Origin of the sequence: Pseudomonas alloputida, assembly GCF_021283545.2 — a bacterium.
In the GTDB taxonomy this organism is placed as follows: domain Bacteria; phylum Pseudomonadota; class Gammaproteobacteria; order Pseudomonadales; family Pseudomonadaceae; genus Aquipseudomonas; species Aquipseudomonas alloputida.
This window is the reverse complement of sequence record NZ_CP128540.1, coordinates 3195411-3212269: the sequence shown is the minus strand read 5'-3', so window position 1 is coordinate 3212269 and position 16859 is coordinate 3195411. Positions and strand designations below refer to the sequence as shown.

Sequence of the window (16859 nt, the reverse complement as noted above, 5' to 3'; positions counted from 1 at the left end):
GACCGGGAGCCCGGCTCAGGGCTCCCCAATGCGTCAGCTGCGTGCCAGCCGCCCACTCACATAATGCGCGACGTCATTGAAGCCCGACGTGGACGCATGCCCTGGCGTTACCAACGAATCGATGAATGCCTCATCCTCCGCGGTAATCTTCGCCGCCAATGCGCCGCCATAGGTATCCCACTGCTCCTCGGTCCGCGGCCCGACAATCGCGGAACTGACCCATTGGTTATTCAACACCCAGGCAATGGCGAATTCGACAATGCCCACCCCCTTGGCCTCTGCATACGTCTGAATCTGCCGGGCAATGGTCAGCGACTCCTGGCGCCACTCCACTTCCATGATGCGTTTGTCCTGCCGCCCTGCTCGGCTACCGGCTTCCGGCACCGCGCCCGGCGCATACTTGCCACTGAGCACGCCCCGGGCCAGCGGGCTGAAGGGTACGACGCCCAGACCATGGGCGGCGGCGGCCGTGAGCTGTTCGGGCTCGGCCTGGCGGTTGACGATGTTGTACAGCGGCTGGCTGACTATCGGCCTGGGCACACCGAGGCGCTCGGCAACATGGCAGACCTCGGCAATGCGCCAACCACGGAAATTGGACACCCCCCAGTAGCGGATCTTGCCCTGGCGCAACAAGTCGCCAATGGCCTGCACGGTCTCTTCCAGCGGTACCTTGTGGTCTTCGCGGTGCAGGTAGTAGATGTCCAGGTAGTCCATGCCCATGCGGGTCAGCGTGGCATCCACGGCATTGAAGATGTGCTTGCGCGACAACCCGCTGCGGTTAGGCAGGCCGTCGGCCGGGCCGAAGCCGACCTTGCTGGCGACGATCCAGTCATGGCGATGGCGCGCCACGGCTTCACCGACGATTTCTTCCGAGCGCCCGGCGTTGTACACGTCGGCGGTGTCGATGAAGTTGATGCCTTGGTCCCAGGCCTTGTCGATGATGCGCAGGGCATCCTCAGTACTGGTCTGCTCGCCGAACATCATGCTGCCCAGGGTAAGGGCGGAAACCTGCAGGCCACTGTGGCCGAGGGGGCGGTAGATCATGCGCGTGGGTCCTTATGCAGTCGGCTGACCTACCTGTTTTACACACAACCGGGAAGCATTGAAAGGCACCCCTCAGCCAATGAGCGCCCAAGCCTCCTGCAGGCTCAAGGGGCGCTTCAGGCGTTGCGACAGCGTCGCCATGGCATCGGAGTAACCCTTGGCGATAACGGCCTCGACGCGTTCATCCACACACTGCAGGGCAACGAAATCGCCTTTTTCCGGCTCACCGACGAATTCGATGCGGTTCCAGTCCCTGGCATGGCCTAGCACTTCATAGGTACGGCCATGCTGGTAGGTCCAGAAAAACGGTACATCGGCATAACGGCGTTGTTCGCCAAGCATGTTGGCGGCGGCGATCACCCCGTGTTGCTGGGCCAGGCGCCAGTGCTCGATGCGCACCGGGCGCCCCGTGAGCGGGAACGTGGCGATATCGCCGGCGGCCCACAAACCGTCAGCTGCGCGCATTTCTGCGTCGACCCTCACCGATTTGTCTTCGCCAAGCGGCACGCCTTGAAGGAACGCGGTGGCGGGCCTTACCCCGGTGCCGAGCAGGACCAAGGGGGTCTGCAGCCGTTCACCATTGGTCAGTTGCACCGCTTCGACCTTGTCCAGGCCTTCGATCCGCTCGACCTCGGTGGGGCCGTGGAAGGTGATGCCTTTTCGTTCATGCAGCGCGCGAATGCAGCGCCCGATCCGCTCGCCCAACTGTCGGGCCAGAGGGACTTCATGGCGCGAGACCACATGCACCTGCACGCCATACTTGCGCAATGCCGAGGCTGCCTCCAGGCCGATGAAACCGTCGCCGACGATGACCACTGGTTGGCCAGGCTCGGCTGCGTCGAGCAACCGTGCAGCATCTTCCAGTGAGCGGAGGGTGAACACCCCGGGCAGGTCGGCACCGGGAATGTCAGGGCGCAGTGCTTTACCACCGGTTGCCAGCAGGCAGGCGTCGTAATCGATCTGCTGACCGTCGGCGAGGGTGACCTGGCGCTTCTGGCTGTTCAGGGTGCGTACCTTGCCGTACTTGCGCTCCAGCTGGCCCTTGCGCAGGGCGTCGGCTTCGAGCAGCGCGGGGACCTCATCGGGCGGCATCTGCCCGGCAATCACGAATTTGCTCAGAGCTGTGCGATCGTAGGCCGGCTGGCGCTCCTGATCGATCCATACCAGCCGCCCAGCGAAGCCATGAGCCAGCAGGGTGGCGACGGCGGCGCTGCCGGCGGCACCGGCGCCGACCACTACGAAGCAGCGGGCATCGCTGTGCCTGGGCGGTTCGGTTGCCGGCAGGGGCTGGTCATCGACCCAGACTTCATCGCCCTTGATCCACGCCTTGTAGCGGCGCAGGTCGGCGAGTGCAGGCGGCTCACAAACCACACCGTCGTCAACGGCGAACGTAGCTTTGTGCCAAGGGCAAACCAGCAAACCGCCGCAGACTACACCTTCGTCGAGTGGGGCCCCGGCATGGGGGCAGTTGCCTTGATAAGCGTGTACCTGCTCCCCTTGGCGGACGAGGATGAGTTCTTCGCTACCGGCCTGCACGCGCAGGGGGCGGTGTTCGTCGAGCTGGGCCAAGCGGGCCACGGCGTACTGGGTCATGGGGCTTCTCCAAAGGGGCCTTTGGAACCATTTGACGCCTGGGGCGGGAAGGGGATGCGTTGAGCTGACGATCGGTGGAGGGTGTGGATTGGGTGGGCTTCATTGCAGGCTTGCCCGCGCCCATAGGCTTGAAAACCTGTGGGAGTGGGCAATCCGGCGAATGCCTCAACTCGCCCGGGCAGTACTCAGCGAACCCGCTCGTGTTACACGCAAGGCCACCAGGCTACCCAATACGATCAACGCCGCGAGCGAATACAGTGCGGCATCGGTTGAGCCGGTCTGGTCCTTGATGAACCCGACCAGGTACGGGCTGAGAAAACCCGCCATCTGGCCTACCGAGTTGATGATCGCCAGACCTGCCACGGCGGCTCCGGCACTGAGCAGCGCAGTCGGCATTGGCCAGAACATCGGCAAACCGGTAAGCGCGCCCATGGTGGCGATCGACAAGCCAAGAATGGCAATGGTCGGGTTGCCGGCGAAGTTCACCGCAATCAGCAGGCCGACGGCGCCCATCAGCATTGGCACCACCAGGTGCCAGCGGCGCTCGTTGCGCAGGTCGGCCGAGCGCCCGCAAAGGATCATGAATACACCCGCCAGCAGGTACGGGATGGCGCTGAGCCAGCCGATCAGCAGCGGGTTGTCGAAGCCCTTGATGATCGAGGGTAGCCAGAAGTTGATCGCGTACACGCCGCTCTGGATGCAGAAGTAGACGAAGCCGAAGGTCCAGATCAGCGGGTTGGTCAACACCGCCAGCACGCTGTCGCTGGTGGTGCTCGGTTTGCTTGCAGCATCGGCCTGCAGGTCGGCAGCGATCAGCTGACGTTCAGCCGGGCTCAGCCAGGCGGCTTTCTGGTAGCCGTCACTGAGCAGGAACACCGCCAGTACGCCCAAGGCCACGGTCGGCAGGCCCTGGATCAGGAACATCCACTGCCAGCCGGCCAGGCCGTGCTGGCCGGCGGCGAAATGTTCGAGGATCCAGCCGGAGAACGGCCCGCCAAGCAGGCCCGATACCGGGATCGCCGACATGAAAAGGGCCATGATGCGGCCGCGCCGGGCCGCCGGGAACCAGCGCGAGAGGTACAGCACCACACCCGGGAAGAAGCCGGCTTCGGCAGCGCCGGTGAGCAGGCGCAGGGTGTAGAACTCGGTAGGGGTGGTGACGAACAGCAGGCAGGTGGACAGGCTGCCCCAGGCGATCATCATCAGCGCGATCCAGCGCCGTGGGCCGAAGCGATTGAGGGCCAGGTTGCTTGGCAGGCCACACAGTACATAGCCGATGAAGAAGATGCCGGCGCCAAGGCCGTACACCGTTTCGCTGAATTTAAGGGCGTCGAGCATCTGCAGCTTGGCAAAGCCGACGTTGACGCGGTCCAGGTAGTTGAACAGGTAGCAGATGAAAATGAACGGAATCAGCCGCAAGGTGATGCGCCGGTACAGCGCGTTGCGGGTGGTGTCCGTGCCTTGGTCAGGGGCGGGGCTGTGTGCCATGATCGGGTTCTCTGTTGTTATGGTTTTCGCCGCGTCGCCTGTTCCGGCGCTCGCCCTGACGAGTCTCGGGGACTGCGGCTAGCCTGTCTTTGTGCTTTTGCACAGCGCTTGGCCCAGGCTGCTGTGCCCGAGCCCAAAAGCCAAACACCTAAAGGACCCCGCAATGTTCGAACTCGACCATGACCTGGCGCAGGATATCGTTGACCGGGCAATGGCCATCTTGCCTTGCAACGTCAATGTCATGGACAGCCAGGGGTTGATCCTGGGCAGCGGTGAGCCGGAGCGTATCAACACCCGTCACGAGGGCGCGCAGCTGGTCTTGGCCAATGGCCGGATCGTCGAACTGGATACCGACGCGGCCAAGTGCCTGAAGGGCGTGCAGCCCGGCGTGAACCTGCCATTGATGCTCGATGGGCGGCTGATGGGCGTGTTGGGCCTGACTGGCGACCCGCAGCAGGTGCGCACCTATGGCGAGCTGGTGCGCATGACCGCCGAAATGCTGCTGGCCCAACGCAATTTACAGGCTGACCAGCAATGGCGAAGGCAGCGCTGTGACGACCTGCTGGCGCTACTGCTCGGCGGCAGCGGTAACTCGCCGCGCTTGCTGGACGAAGCCCGTCAGTTGGGCCTGAAACCTCAGCTACCGCGGATACCGTGCCTGTTCGAGATTACTTCCGGGCCACCTGCCGAGGCGCTGGCCGCATGGTTGATGAGCCGTTATCCGGATAGCTGGTGCGTCAGCCCGGCTCGCCAGTCGTTGCTGTGGTGCCGCCCGGCAGGCGTGGCACTGGATGAACTGCGCCTGCTGGAACGCCTGCAACGCCACGGCTGGGACATTGAGCGACTGGCCCTTGGTAGTGCAGCGCAGAGCCTGGAGCAGTTACGCCGTGGTTACCGCCGGGTGCGTGACTTGCTGGCCTACGGCCGTGAGGTATTGCCCAGCGAACGATTGCTCAGCCTGCAGCGATACCGGCTGCCGGCGCTGCTGTGGCGCCACCGTAACGACGACGCGCTGGACGAGCTGCTGGAGCCGTTGCAGCGCATCCGCGCCAAGGACAGCAGTGGCCAGTTACTCGCTACCCTGCGCGCCTGGTGTGCCCATGACGGCCAGAGCCAGTCCTGTGCCGATGCCCTGGGCATCCACCGCAACAGCCTGCGCTATCGACTGGAGCGCATAGCCGAGCTGGGTGAGGTCGACCCGCTGCGCCTGGAAGGGATGCTCAGCTTGTATCTGGGGTTGCAGCTGTTGCCAACTGACTGAAGTGTTCACTTGCCGGCGATTGGGCCAGAACAGGCAAAAAGGCATCTGCCCAAACAACCCGGCCGGCGTTTTGTGCATTTGACCGAGGTCACCTTGGCTGCCACCTGTCAGCATGCCGCTCATCAGGACAGGAGAAACCCCATGAAGATCGTCATTGCCCCCGACTCGTTCAAGGACAGCCTCGACGCTGCCGGTGTCGCCCGCGCCATCGCTGCGGGCCTGAGCGAAGCGTGGCCGGAGGCTGAACTGGTCGAGTGCCCAATGGCCGACGGTGGCGAAGGCACCATGGAGGTGATCCTGGCCGCCAGCCGCGGTGAATTGCGCCGCCAGACCGTGCGCGGGCCACTGGGGCAGTACGTCGAGGCTGGCTGGGGCTGGTTGCCGCAAAGTCGCACCGCAATCATCGAAATGGCCCAGGCCAGTGGCCTGCAACAGGTGCCAACAGGCCAACGCGATGCTTGCCGCAGCAGCACCTGGGGTACCGGTGAACTGATTGCCGCAGCTCTCGACGCCGGCGCCCGGCGTGTGGTGCTGGCCATCGGCGGCAGCGCCACCAACGATGCCGGCAGTGGCATGTTGCGAGCACTTGGCCTGCGCCTGCTGGATGCTGACGGGCAAGCGCTGGAAGAGGGCGGCCTGGCCTTGGCCAAGCTGGCCCATATCGACGCCAGCGGCCTCGACCCGCGCCTGGCCGGGGTGCAGTTTGAAGTCGCGGCGGATGTCGACAACCCATTGTGTGGCGCCAACGGCGCATCGGCGATCTTCGGCCCGCAGAAAGGTGCCAACCCGCAGCAAGTGGAGGCGCTGGACCACGCGCTGAATCATTTTGCCGACCATTGTGCGCTGCTGTTGGGCGCGGATGTGCGCGATTACCCTGGTTGTGGTGCGGCCGGTGGCATGGGCTTCGCTGCCCGGGCATTCATGGACGCGCAGTTTCGCCCTGGGGTGGAAGTCGTGGCTGAGCTGGCTGGCCTTGACGCCCTGGCACAAGGGGCAGATCTGGTGGTGACGGGCGAGGGGCGTTTCGATGCCCAGACACTGCGCGGCAAGACGCCGATGGGGGTGGCGCGGGTTGCCAAGCGCCATGGCGTGCCGGTGGTGGTACTGGCCGGGACCTTGGGGGAGGGGTATCAGCAGTTGTATGCCCATGGGGTCGACGCTGTATTTGCATTGGCCAATGGACCGATGAGCCTTGAGCAGGCGTGTGCAAATGCTGCCGAGCTGTTGCAGGCCAGGGCTTGTGATATCGGTCGGCTGTGGCGCTGCGCGAAGCGAGGCTGAACACCCTGTAGAAATGGCCTTATTGCTGTGTCTCGAACATGGCAATGAAGTTGGCCAGCGCTGGCGAAGCATTCTGGGCGTTCCATTTCATGTACAGCCCAAGCCCTGGGGGTGGCTGGTCATCGATAGGGCGGATGGGGCAAAACTGCACGCGTTCGCGCGGGGTTGAGCGGACGAAGGACGCCGGCACCAGGGCCACGCCAAAGCCGCAGGCCACCAGACCCAGCAGGGTGTGGATCTGCGCCGCCTCCTGCACGACCTTGGGGTAGAACCCGGCCGACTCGCACAGCGCAACCAACTGTGCGTGGTAGCCCCCGCCCAGCGCTTGCGGGGTGAACACGAAGTCCTCATCGGCAAACTCGCGCAAGTCGACGGCCTCGAAACGCGCCATGGGATGGCTGGCGGGCAGCGCCATGACGATCTGCTCGTCAAGCAGCAAGCGAGCCTCCAGGGTGCCGACCGGCAGCGGTAGCCTGCGCATGAAGCCGATGTCCGCCTCGCCGGCCAGCAAGGCCTTGGCCTGAGAGGCAGATGGCATCTCGCGGATGGTCAGCTGTACGTTTGGATAAGTCTCCCGAAAGCGGCGCAAGCGGTTGAGCAGCGAATCGTAATAAGCGATGGAAATGGCCGTGATGGTCAGTTTGCCGCTGACCCCCGCAGACACGTTGCGCGCGTACTCGATCCCTTGTTCCAGTTCAGCAAGCGTGCGGTAGGCGGTGTCGAGAAACGCTGCACCCGCTGCGGTCAGGCGCACCCCGCGCTTGTTGCGCAGAAGAAGGCCGAAACCGAGCTTTTCCTCGAGCCGGTTGATCGCCTGGCTCAGCGGCGGTTGCGCCATGTGCAGGCGCTGTGCGGCCTTGTGAAAGTGCAGCTCTTCGGCCACGGCGATGAACTGCCTGAGCAAGCGTGTTTCGATCATCCAGCATTCCTGCAGCGTGGCGACTCGGCGGTGATATCCATGGGATATCAAAGTTGCATGCTTTTAATATTAAGTCATTGATTTTTTTGTTGATATCGTAAGAAAGGAGAATTGAAGGTAGCCAGAAATGCCCGTTACTCACCTGGCCGGTGCGCTGTGCCATCCCACTGATTGCACCTTGCGCGCCAGCAATAGCCAGCACATCGCCACCCGCTTCAACGAACACAGCAGTGTCAGCCACACTCGGGACCTTGACCGTGTGCAGGTGGCCGAGCGCTGGAGCCGCATCAAGGAATGCAATTACGTGCCGGTCAAAGTGGCCAACACGCGCGCGGACCTTGGTGAAAGCCTGGTCTGGGATGAACGCAGTGGCGTGCTGTACTTTGTCGATATCTCTGGCGGGCGCATCAACGGCCTGACACCCGATGGCGAAGTCGATTGCCTTTACGAGTCTGCCGCGCGCATTGGCGCCCTGGCGCTGACCGACCGGGGCAACCTGATTTTCACCGAGGATGCCAGCGTGGCCATCTTCGATGTGCCAACACGCAAGGTGAGCCAGCATTCGGCATCGGTCCATCCGCGCTCGACTTACCGCTTCAACGATGGCGCCTGCGACCCACAGGGACGCTTCGTCACCGGCCTGATGGACGAGGCCCTCAGTGACAATACCGGGGCGCTTTTTCGCTTTGACTGGCAGTTGAGCGACCAGGTGATTCACGATGACATGGGCTTGCCCACCGGCCTTGCCTGGTCGCACGACGGCCATACGGTGTACTTCGTCGATTCGGCGGCGCGTGCGATCTACCGCGCCGAGTACCTCATCGAAGGCCGGCTGGGCGCTGTCACGCTGTTTGCCGAAACCCCCGCCGAACTGGGGCGGCCGGATGGTCTGGCGCTGGACCGCGAAGGCGGGCTGTGGGTGTGCCAGTACCATGGCAGCTGCCTGCTGCGCTACGACCGCCACGGGTACCTGACCGACCAGGTGTTGATGCCAGTACCGTGCCCCACCAGCTGCTGCTTTGGCGGGCCCGGGATGAACACCTTGTACATCAGCACCGCGCGTTACGACATGACGCCAGAAGACCTGCACCATTATCCGGACGCTGGCGACCTGTATGCCATCCGCCCGGAAACGGGCGGCGTCGCCAGGCACAGCTTCAAGGAATAAGCGGTTGCACCTGACTGGCCGGTAGCACGGCCAGATCGCCAAAACGCTGCGCCGAGTCGATGTAGCGCAGCGCCGACTTGGCGTCTTTCCAGCCCACATAGCTCATCAGCGACTTCAGTTCCCAACCATTGGCCGTGGCCCAGGTGGCGAAGCCACGCCGTAGCGAGTGGCCGGTATACAGCGCCGCCGGCACCCCGGCGCGTTCCAGCATGCGCCGCAGCAGGCCCACCAGGCTGTTGCTGTTGAGCGCGTTGTCGCCAAGGTTGCCCCAGCGGTCGAGTTTGCGGAACACCGGCCCATGGGCAATACCGGCGACTTCAAGCCATTGCAGGTAGGCAGTGACAGGGCACAAGGCCTTGAGGGCAGGGGTGCGGTGCTGGACGCCCAAGGCTTCGCGGTCGCCCTTGCTGCGCGGCAGGAAAAGCGTAATGCCGACACCGGCTTGCGCCTGGATGTGTTCGATGCGCAGGCGTGCCAGCTCATCGCCGCGAAATCCACGCCAGAAACCCAGCAACAGCAAGGCGCTGTCACGGCGAGCCCGGCGCAGGGCTGCCAAATCATGGTGCTCGCGGGCCTGTCGGGCTTCTTCTTCGAAACACGTCACAGCGGTTTGCAGGTGTTGCAGCAACAGCGGGGCGGCCTGTTTGGGTGGCGTCGGGTGCAGGGTGCGGATGCCGCGTAGCACCTGACGCACCAATGGCGCCTTGGTCGGATCGGGGAAGCCTTGGGCGACGTGCCACTGGCTGAGCGCGGCCAGGCGTTGGCGCAGGGTACTGACTGCATGCTGGTCGGCGTGATCGGCCAGGTAGCGGGCGATACTCTCGGCGGTGGCCGGGAGAAAGCCGCCCCAATGGCTCTCGAAGTGCTCGATGGCGGCCTGGTAGCTGCGCCGGGTGTTGTCACGGGTGGCGGCGCGAAGGTAGCGCTCGATATCGGTCATGGTGCGGGTGTCGGTGTGTGATCGGTACACGATAAACCGAAATGCCTTGCCTGTCCTTGCCCAACGCCCTCGGCAAGCCTGCCGTTGCGCTCAGTACACGCATGCCTTGTCCTCGATACCGTTGAAGGGCGGGTAAACCCACAGCTGCGCCAGCGACAGTGGCCGGCTGAAGTGGTAGCCCTGGGCAATATCGCAGCCGGCAAGCTTCAGGTACACCACCTGTTCACGGGTTTCCACCCCCTCGGCCACCACTTCCAGGCCCAGGCGCTTGGCCAGGATGATGGTGGAGGACACGATTGGGCTGTCGTCATGGCTGTTGGACAGCGCCGCGATCAGCGAACGATCGATCTTCAGCTTGCTCAGGGGCAGTGAATGCAGGTGGGCAAAGCCGGCGTAGCCACGGCCAAAATCGTCCAGACTGATACCCAGACCTGCGCCGCGCAACGTATGCAGGTGCGCCACCGCCGTGCCTTCGGGGTCGAGGATGGTGGTTTCGGTAATTTCCAGCTCCAGCTGCTGAGGCGCGATGCCATGATGCTGCAACTTGCTCAGCAGCCGGTCAGCGAAGTCGGCTTGACGCAGTTGCAGGGCGGAGACATTGACGGCCAGCCGTGTCTTGCGGCCTTGGGCATCCCAGCTCGACAAGGCTTCACAGGCCAGCTGCAGTACTTCCCAACCCAGCTCGACTATAAAGCCACTGCGCTCGGCCAGGTCGATGAAGCGGTCCGGGTACAGCAGGCCGAACTCGGGGTGGTCCCAGCGCACCAGCGCCTCGTAACCCTGCACCTGGTGGGTGTCGAGGCGCATCTGCGGCTGGTAGTGCAGCACGAACTGGCGTTCGGCCAAGGCACTGCCGAAGGCCTGTTCAAGGGTGAACGCCTGGATATCGGCCAGGTTCAGCGAGGGGTCGAAAAAGCGAAACTGCGCACGCCCTGCCTGCTTGGCCGAGTACATGGCCGCATCGGCACTGCGTATCAGGCTGTCGATGTCCTGGCCATCACGCGGACAGATGCTCACCCCTACACTGGGGCTGGTGTTGACCTCTTGGCCATCCAGGGCGTAGGTGGCCGACAGCTTCTGCACCAGTTCGTGGACCCAGGCGTTGATCTGCTCCTCGCTGCGCTCACCGGCCAGCAACACCACGAATTCGTCGCCGCCAAACCGCGAAGCCTCGTCGCCGGGCTCCAGCAGGCGCTGGATACGCCCGGCCACAGCCTGTAGCAGCAGGTCACCAATCTTGTGGCCGAGCGAGTCGTTGATCGACTTGAAACGGTCCATGTCGATGAACAGGATCGCCATCAGTCGGCGCTTGCCACGTTGCCGAGTCAGCACCTGGCTGGCCACTTCGACGAACTGGCGGCGGTTGTGCAGGCCACTGAGGTGGTCGGTGGCGGCGGCGTGGCTGCTGCGCCGATGTTCGTCCTCCAGGCGCACGATCAGCTGCTGATTGACCTGCTGGGCATGTTCCAGCGCGTCGAACGCCTCCTGGCGCTTGCGCAGCAGGCGCAAGGTCCATAGCAGGCTGGCCAGGATCATCAGGGTCATGCTCAGGTTCAACCAGAACTGCCGGGAATAGGCCAGCGTCGAGGGTGCGAGGATTTCTGCCTGGCGCTGGCTGACCACCACGCTGAAGCCTTGCTCGGGTACACGGCGGTACACGCTTTGGTAGGCATCACCCGCTACGTACTGGGTCAGCATGCCCGCTTCGGTGTTTAGCGCCGGCAGCGGGGGCTGCAATAGGTCGCCGGCAGTCACCACGCCGCTGTTGTCGATGCGCAGCCGCTCCAGGCCGTCATCCTGCAGCAGACGCACCAGGCCACTGTTGCCCAGGTCGATAGACTGGAACAGCACCGCCAGGTAGCCGACGTCCAGATGCACCAGCAAAATGTTGTCGATTTCCCGGCCGGTCGAATTGGTCAACGGCAGCAGGAAGGGCAGGCGCCAAGTGGGCAGGGCAGCGGTTTGGCTGACAGGTTTAATGCTTGGCAGGAAAGGTTTGAAACCGTAGCGATCAATGTGCCGCTGCAGTTGGCGCAACCAGTCTGCCGGCAACTCGGCGGCCTCATCGGTATGGCTGGCCGCTAGCAGCCGGCCTTGTCGGTCGTACAGGCTCAAGCGCTTGAACACAGGGTCTGCTGCCAGGCTGAGGTTGCCTTGGCGCCGCGCTTTCATGTCGTCCTGGGTCACACGACCCACCGCCTGGGCGCGGTCGACAAGCTGTCGGAGGTTTTCGCCCACGATGCTGGCCAGGTTCAGGTGCTCGATGGCCTTGGCCGACAGTGCATTCTGTCGGGCGGCGGCTTTCTGGGTGACGTGCAGCCCCCAGAGAAAGGCCAGGGTCGCTGCACAGAGCATCAGGATAAGCAGTCGCAGAAGGCTGGTGGAGGAAAGCGAACGGCGAATCACTGCTGATAGTTCCCGACCCTGGGTGATGCTCGGAAAATACGACAATAAGATGACAGCCTGATGACTGGTGGCCAATAGCCTTTAGGGGATTCCCCTATTTGTCACGGGCGTCTGCAGGCGAGCCGTTTCCTCCTCGAGGTAGCTTATCAATGCGCTGACTTCGGCATCGCCCAAGCGCATGTTGGGCATGGCCAGGCGGTTGTATTGTTCGAACAGCAGCATGGCCAAGGGGTCTTTTTCGGCCAGCATCTGGTCGGGCACCTTCAGCCAGCGGACCAGCCAGTTGGCGTCACGCTGACGGGTCACGCCCAGCAGGTCGGGGCCGATGCCTGGCTGGCCTGGCTCGGTGTTGCCCACGGTATGGCAGGACGAGCAACGGGTACGGAATATCTGCTCGCCGCTGCTGGGTGAGCGGATTTGCGGAGCCTGAGCGTAGTCATTGCTCATGGCGCTGGCCTGCTTCCAGTTGTGCAGGCTGTTGCCCAGGCGGTCGGCGAGGATGTACGGGCTTTCGAAAGGCGAGGCTTTCATCCAGCGGCCGGTGGCCTGGTTGCCGATGATGAGGCTCAGGTTGTGGTCTTTGGAGCGGCCGTTTTCCAGGCCATCGATCCACAGCCCCAGGCTGCGGCGTAGTTGCTCGATGTCGTCGGGTTCGCCGGTCAGCAAGGTCCAGCCTGGGCCGATGCCGAACTTTTCGGCATAGCGTTTGAGGGTGGCGGGGGTGTCGTTATAGGGATCGATGCTGATGGAGTAGAGGAAGATGTCTTTGCCGACCCGGTCACCGAGGATTTTCTGTACCTGGCGTAGGCGCGCAGTTTCCACTGGGCAGGAATCGGAGCAGCCGGTAAAGATGAAGTTGATGGCGACCACCTTGTCCTTGATCAGGTCGTCGAAGAAATGCACTTTTTCGCCATCCTGGGTGAGCAGGGGGATGTTGGGGAAATAGCTGGCCCCCCAGGGAGAGGCCGCTGCTTCGGCCACCGTTCGTTGGGGTTGCAACGGCCAGAACGGAATGCTGGCGGCGAACAACGCCAGTACCAGCAGGAATCGCCATGAGCCGGGCATGATGCGGTCCTCGTGGGTTGGCTGATGGGGGCCGCATGGCGGCCCCGCTTTGCACTCACTTGTATGTGACTGGCGCTGTCACCGTCTGGCCCAGCGTCGATTTCACCGTGACCGTCGCTGGCGTGGCCGGGCCAAAGCCGGTGGTGGTCACCGCTACCCGCCAACGGGCCCCCGTAGTCGTGGCAGTCAGCGTCGCGTTCCCCAGGCTTACCGGACCACCGGTGGTTGCTGCAGTCACGCTGATGCTGTTGCCCGTGGCCACCGTGGTTGTCCCCTGCACATCCCAGGTGAACCGGTTCCCGCTACGCAGTTGCACTGTGGCACTGGTGACCTTGAGCTCGTCGGCCGCCACTGCTGGGGTGACGGCGATGCTGACCGTGGCCGGGGTCACCGAGTCGGCCCCCTTGGTATCACGCGCCGTGTAATTGAAGCTGGCCGTGAACGGCGTGGCGACCGTAGCGGGTGGGGTGTACGTCACTGTGCTGCCGTCCGTGCTCACGGTACCCTGGCCGGAGTCCGGCTGGCTGAGGCCGGTGACCGTGAGCGGTACGTTGCCGTCCGGGTCGCTGTCGTTGGCCAGCACGTTCAGGGTGATCGGCTTGCCTGCAGTCGTTGCGGCACTGTCGTTGGCCACGACAGGTGGTTTGTTGGCCGGGTCGTCATCGTCGTCATCGGTTTTGGTGCGGAACGTTGGCAGGCCTACCGAGGCCATGTAACGCACGCCATCCCATCCTGGCAGCGGGGTGGGCATTACCTGGAACTGCCCCGGGTGTTCAAGGTCCCAGCGCAGCAGCATCGAAGAGTCCTCGTGCTGGGTGTTGTGGCAGTGCTCCATGTAGGTGCCTGCGAACTCGCGGAAGCGGATGGCCATTTCCACCTCTTCGGACGAATCAGGTTCCGACCCGATACGGTACACATCCTTGCGCGCCCATTTTTCCCATTCTGGCGGGGCCTTGCCGTCGCGGCTAAGAATCACGCCTTCCTCGAAGTGCACGTGTACCGGGTGGCTCCAGCCATTGCCGCCGTTGACGATTTTCCACACTTCCAGGGTGCCGTCGCCGCTGAAACCACCGTCGGTGGACTGGTTGGCCAGTTGCGGTGCGGCACTGATACGGCGTGGGTCCATGCTGTAGCCAAAGCCGCCGTCGGTCTTGATGGTCCACGGGGTGGTGTCCGTGCCGTCAGAGCGGCCAAAGATGAACTCGCGGTGGCGAGCATCCTTGAGTTTGGCCTGGTCGGCTGCGGCGTCGCGGTCAATGGGCAGGGGCAGCATTTTCAGGCCAGCAGCCTTGCCTGGCTTGGCCGGCTCATAGGCTACCGGGTCCATGCTCAGGTCCTGGCCGGTGTACGGCTGCACCCACAGTTGCAGAAACTTGCCGACAGCCGGGTCGCCGTTGTCCCACTGCGGGCCTTTGCTGGTCTGCTTGATTACCGCCTTGTATTTTTCCGACAGCACGTCGGCCAACGGGATAGCTTGCTTCGGACCTTTGCCGGAGTCGTGCTCCATCAGGTTGACGAAGTACAGCTTGTCGCCTGCCTTGATGCCGTTCTTGGCGAAGTTGATGATGATGTCGTAGCGCTCGGCAATGGCCTGCACCGGCAAGACGCCGTTGTTGTCCTGCAGGTTGCCGTCACCATTGAGGTCCATCGTGCCGTCGAATGGCACCGCGTGTTCCATGATATTGCCGTCGTTGGCGATCATGTGGAACGGCACCCGCGCATACGACAGGTTGGAGCCGGACGGGCCTTTGAACTCACCGCTGTTACCGGCAATCTCCCGCACCACGGCGAACTTGAAGTAGCGCGACACCGAGCCGTTGAGGAGACGGAAACGGTAACTGCGCGCACGCACCTTGAGCCTGGGCTTGTACTGCCAGTTGACCAGAATCTGGTCAGCGAGGAAGCCGTCCGTGTTGAACGGGTTGAACCACAGCTGGCCATTGGCATCCCAGGCTTTGTCGGCAATCACCAGGTTGACGTCATAGTCACGGTTACCCCAAGGCATGGCTGAACCGCTTGGGAAGCGCAGGTTGACGCCGTCCTGCAGGGCCTCGTTGCCGCGGTCCAGGGCGCTGTAGTAGTTCATCATCACGGCGTTGCCTTTGTAGACGTTCTGCGCCGTGAAATCCATCATGTGGTCGTGGAACCAGTGGGTACTCATGGTTTCGCGCCAGTCGCCACGAATCTTGATGCTGCCGTTCTCGCAGGTTTTCAGGCCCGGTGAACCATCGTTGACGAACAAGGTTTCACCCGGCGAGCAGGGGAAAGCGGCACGCGGGTCCTGGGCACGGGTGTTGATGGTGTCGTAGCCGGCCAGCTGCACCGGCCAGCGGTAGTCGTAGTACTGGCCGGGGAAGAAGTACGCGTTGGCAAAGCCGTCGCTTTCGGCCGGGGAGTGGCCGTTGTGCTCGTGGGTCGAAATGGTATGCAGGCCAAAGCCACCGTTGGCCGAGGGGTCAATTGGCAGGGCGTTGTAATGGCGCATCAGGATCGGCTGGCCGTAGCGCACCATCAGCAGCTTGGGCGGGAAAGTGCCGTCGAAGGTCCACAGCGATTTGTGGTTTTGCAGCGGCATGTTCGGATGGAAGCGTGTGTCGATGCCCTTGGTGGTGCCCAGCGTGGTCGGAATGTCGGAGGTCTGGTAGTACAGGCCTCCCGGGGCGAATTCACCGACGGCATAGTTGTGCAGTTGCTTGCGGTCGCGCAGGCCGAGGTTGATGCGCGCACCGGCCTGGGCGGTCTTGAACGCTGCCTGCGGGTAGAACTCGTTCCAGCGCTGGTGCGACCAGCCTTTTCCTGGTGGCCGGCCTTCAGCGGGCGAGCCGACCGGCTGGCGGTTGAGGAACATCTCGATCTGCGCCTTCCATGGGTTGCGGTCCAGCACGTTGGCGTACTGGGTCGGGAACGGGTACAGGCCGGGTTGCTTGAGGAACGCTTCCAAAGCGCTGCCACTGGGTCCGCTGCGTGCCACCACGTTGGGGTCTTGCGCGGGGGCCGCGCCGAGGGTCGGTACCGGGAAGGTCAGATCGGGCACCGGCGTGGTCGGGTCGAGCTTCTCTGACCCGAATTCTTCGAACAGTAACAGTTGCTGGGTGAATGGTTGCGCACCGAACAACGGGCTGGGTTTGCCGTTGGTAGGATACTTGTCCGACGTTTGCAGGGCAGGTGGCAGCACGTTGTCGGTGCGGACTGTGTTGCGGTCGCCATACACGCCATCGGTCAACTCCAGCGAGCCTTCGTTGGCCTCTGGCATGGTGTTCAGCTCAAGCAAGGCAGACGTCGGGTCGTCCGGCTGGTCGGTGTAGGCCGACGGGTCGGTTGGCGGGGGCATGCTGTTGTCGTCGAGGGGAGAGGCCATGGCCGTGATCAACCCGAGGCTGATCATCAGTGCAGTGACAGAGGTCAGTTGGAACGCGCGTCTGGACGCGTGGCTCACAGCAGGTGTTTTCATTGGCTTAAGCCTCTTTTTGCGGCCTGAGGGCCTTAGGCCATCAATGGCGTTTTGCCCGTTAAATGGCCATCAGCAACAGCTATGCCAACAGATATTTCAGTAATCCTTTGACATACAAAACCTTGCGGCGTCTGGCGTGCACTCAAAGATGGCGCGTCAAGAATGGGGACAGATACCCATTAGCGGGTCACCATTGCCCACAGTTTGGGGAGTTGGACTAGTGACAGGCGCGGCGCCCTCGGG

The 16859-nt window shown here is 63.2% G+C and carries 11 protein-coding genes; 3 read left to right on the top strand and 8 right to left on the bottom strand.

Annotated elements, in window-relative coordinates; genetic code table 11:
- Positions 1-33: 33 nt before the first annotated feature.
- The 3 genes from LU682_RS14655 to LU682_RS14645 all read right to left on the bottom strand — a co-directional run bounded on the left by LU682_RS14655 (position 34) and on the right by LU682_RS14645 (position 4125).
- Complete coding sequence (locus LU682_RS14655; protein WP_010954060.1) at positions 34-1044, bottom strand: aldo/keto reductase; 1011 nt, start codon at positions 1042-1044, stop codon at positions 34-36.
- Between the two features lie 72 nt (positions 1045-1116).
- Complete coding sequence (locus LU682_RS14650) at positions 1117-2637, bottom strand: FAD-dependent oxidoreductase (protein WP_010954061.1); 1521 nt, start codon at positions 2635-2637, stop codon at positions 1117-1119.
- Between the two features lie 165 nt (positions 2638-2802).
- Positions 2803-4125: an MFS transporter gene (locus LU682_RS14645; RefSeq protein WP_010954062.1), complete on the bottom strand. Its 1323-nt coding sequence runs from the start codon at positions 4123-4125 to the stop codon at positions 2803-2805.
- A 163-nt stretch (positions 4126-4288) separates the two neighbouring features.
- Between LU682_RS14645 and LU682_RS14640 the strand changes: the two genes are divergently transcribed.
- Together LU682_RS14640 and LU682_RS14635 are read left to right on the top strand one after the other, a co-directional pair.
- Positions 4289-5386 carry a sugar diacid recognition domain-containing protein gene (locus LU682_RS14640; protein ID WP_049587925.1) on the top strand — a complete coding sequence of 366 codons (1098 nt, stop codon included), beginning with the start codon at positions 4289-4291 and terminating at the stop codon, positions 5384-5386.
- Positions 5387-5527: 141 nt separating this feature from the next.
- On the top strand, positions 5528-6667 hold the full coding sequence (locus LU682_RS14635) for a glycerate kinase (protein ID WP_010954064.1): 1140 nt from the start codon (positions 5528-5530) through the stop codon (positions 6665-6667).
- 19 nt (positions 6668-6686) lie between these two features.
- Here the strand turns inward: LU682_RS14635 and LU682_RS14630 are convergent, their stop codons facing one another.
- Positions 6687-7586, bottom strand: coding sequence for a LysR substrate-binding domain-containing protein (locus LU682_RS14630; RefSeq protein WP_010954065.1), 900 nt, complete (start codon positions 7584-7586; stop codon positions 6687-6689).
- Positions 7587-7713: 127 nt separating this feature from the next.
- On the opposite strand from LU682_RS14630, the gene LU682_RS14625 reads away from it, so the two are divergent.
- Positions 7714-8754: an SMP-30/gluconolactonase/LRE family protein gene (locus tag LU682_RS14625; RefSeq protein WP_010954066.1), complete on the top strand. Its 1041-nt coding sequence runs from the start codon at positions 7714-7716 to the stop codon at positions 8752-8754.
- Here the strand turns inward: LU682_RS14625 and LU682_RS14620 are convergent.
- The 4 genes from LU682_RS14620 to LU682_RS14605 form a co-directional block, all read right to left on the bottom strand.
- On the bottom strand, positions 8744-9724 hold the full coding sequence (locus LU682_RS14620; RefSeq protein WP_079732525.1) for a site-specific integrase: 981 nt from the start codon (positions 9722-9724) through the stop codon (positions 8744-8746). The genes LU682_RS14625 and LU682_RS14620 overlap by 11 nt on opposite strands.
- Before the next feature lie 60 nt (positions 9725-9784).
- Positions 9785-12100 carry a putative bifunctional diguanylate cyclase/phosphodiesterase gene (locus LU682_RS14615; protein WP_049587922.1) on the bottom strand — a complete coding sequence of 772 codons (2316 nt, stop codon included), beginning with the start codon at positions 12098-12100 and terminating at the stop codon, positions 9785-9787.
- Positions 12101-12181: 81 nt separating this feature from the next.
- Positions 12182-13165 (bottom strand): SCO family protein, encoded by a 984-nt coding sequence (locus LU682_RS14610; RefSeq protein ID WP_010954068.1) that lies wholly within the window; start codon positions 13163-13165, stop codon positions 12182-12184.
- A 55-nt stretch (positions 13166-13220) separates the two neighbouring features.
- Positions 13221-16616 (bottom strand): Ig-like domain-containing protein, encoded by a 3396-nt coding sequence (locus LU682_RS14605; RefSeq protein ID WP_010954069.1) that lies wholly within the window; start codon positions 16614-16616, stop codon positions 13221-13223.
- Between the last annotated feature and the right edge of the window lie 243 nt (positions 16617-16859).

Coding starts and splice junctions, on each gene's coding strand:
- LU682_RS14655 (WP_010954060.1), bottom strand. CDS start 1,044: ATGATCTACCGCCCCCTCGGCCACAGTGGCCTGCAGGTTTCCGCCCTT.
- LU682_RS14650 (WP_010954061.1), bottom strand. CDS start 2,637: ATGACCCAGTACGCCGTGGCCCGCTTGGCCCAGCTCGACGAACACCGC.
- LU682_RS14645 (WP_010954062.1), bottom strand. CDS start 4,125: ATGGCACACAGCCCCGCCCCTGACCAAGGCACGGACACCACCCGCAAC.
- LU682_RS14640 (WP_049587925.1), top strand. CDS start 4,289: ATGTTCGAACTCGACCATGACCTGGCGCAGGATATCGTTGACCGGGCA.
- LU682_RS14635 (WP_010954064.1), top strand. CDS start 5,528: ATGAAGATCGTCATTGCCCCCGACTCGTTCAAGGACAGCCTCGACGCT.
- LU682_RS14630 (WP_010954065.1), bottom strand. CDS start 7,586: ATGATCGAAACACGCTTGCTCAGGCAGTTCATCGCCGTGGCCGAAGAG.
- LU682_RS14625 (WP_010954066.1), top strand. CDS start 7,714: ATGCCCGTTACTCACCTGGCCGGTGCGCTGTGCCATCCCACTGATTGC.
- LU682_RS14610 (WP_010954068.1), bottom strand. CDS start 13,165: ATGCCCGGCTCATGGCGATTCCTGCTGGTACTGGCGTTGTTCGCCGCC.
- LU682_RS14605 (WP_010954069.1), bottom strand. CDS start 16,616: ATGAAAACACCTGCTGTGAGCCACGCGTCCAGACGCGCGTTCCAACTG.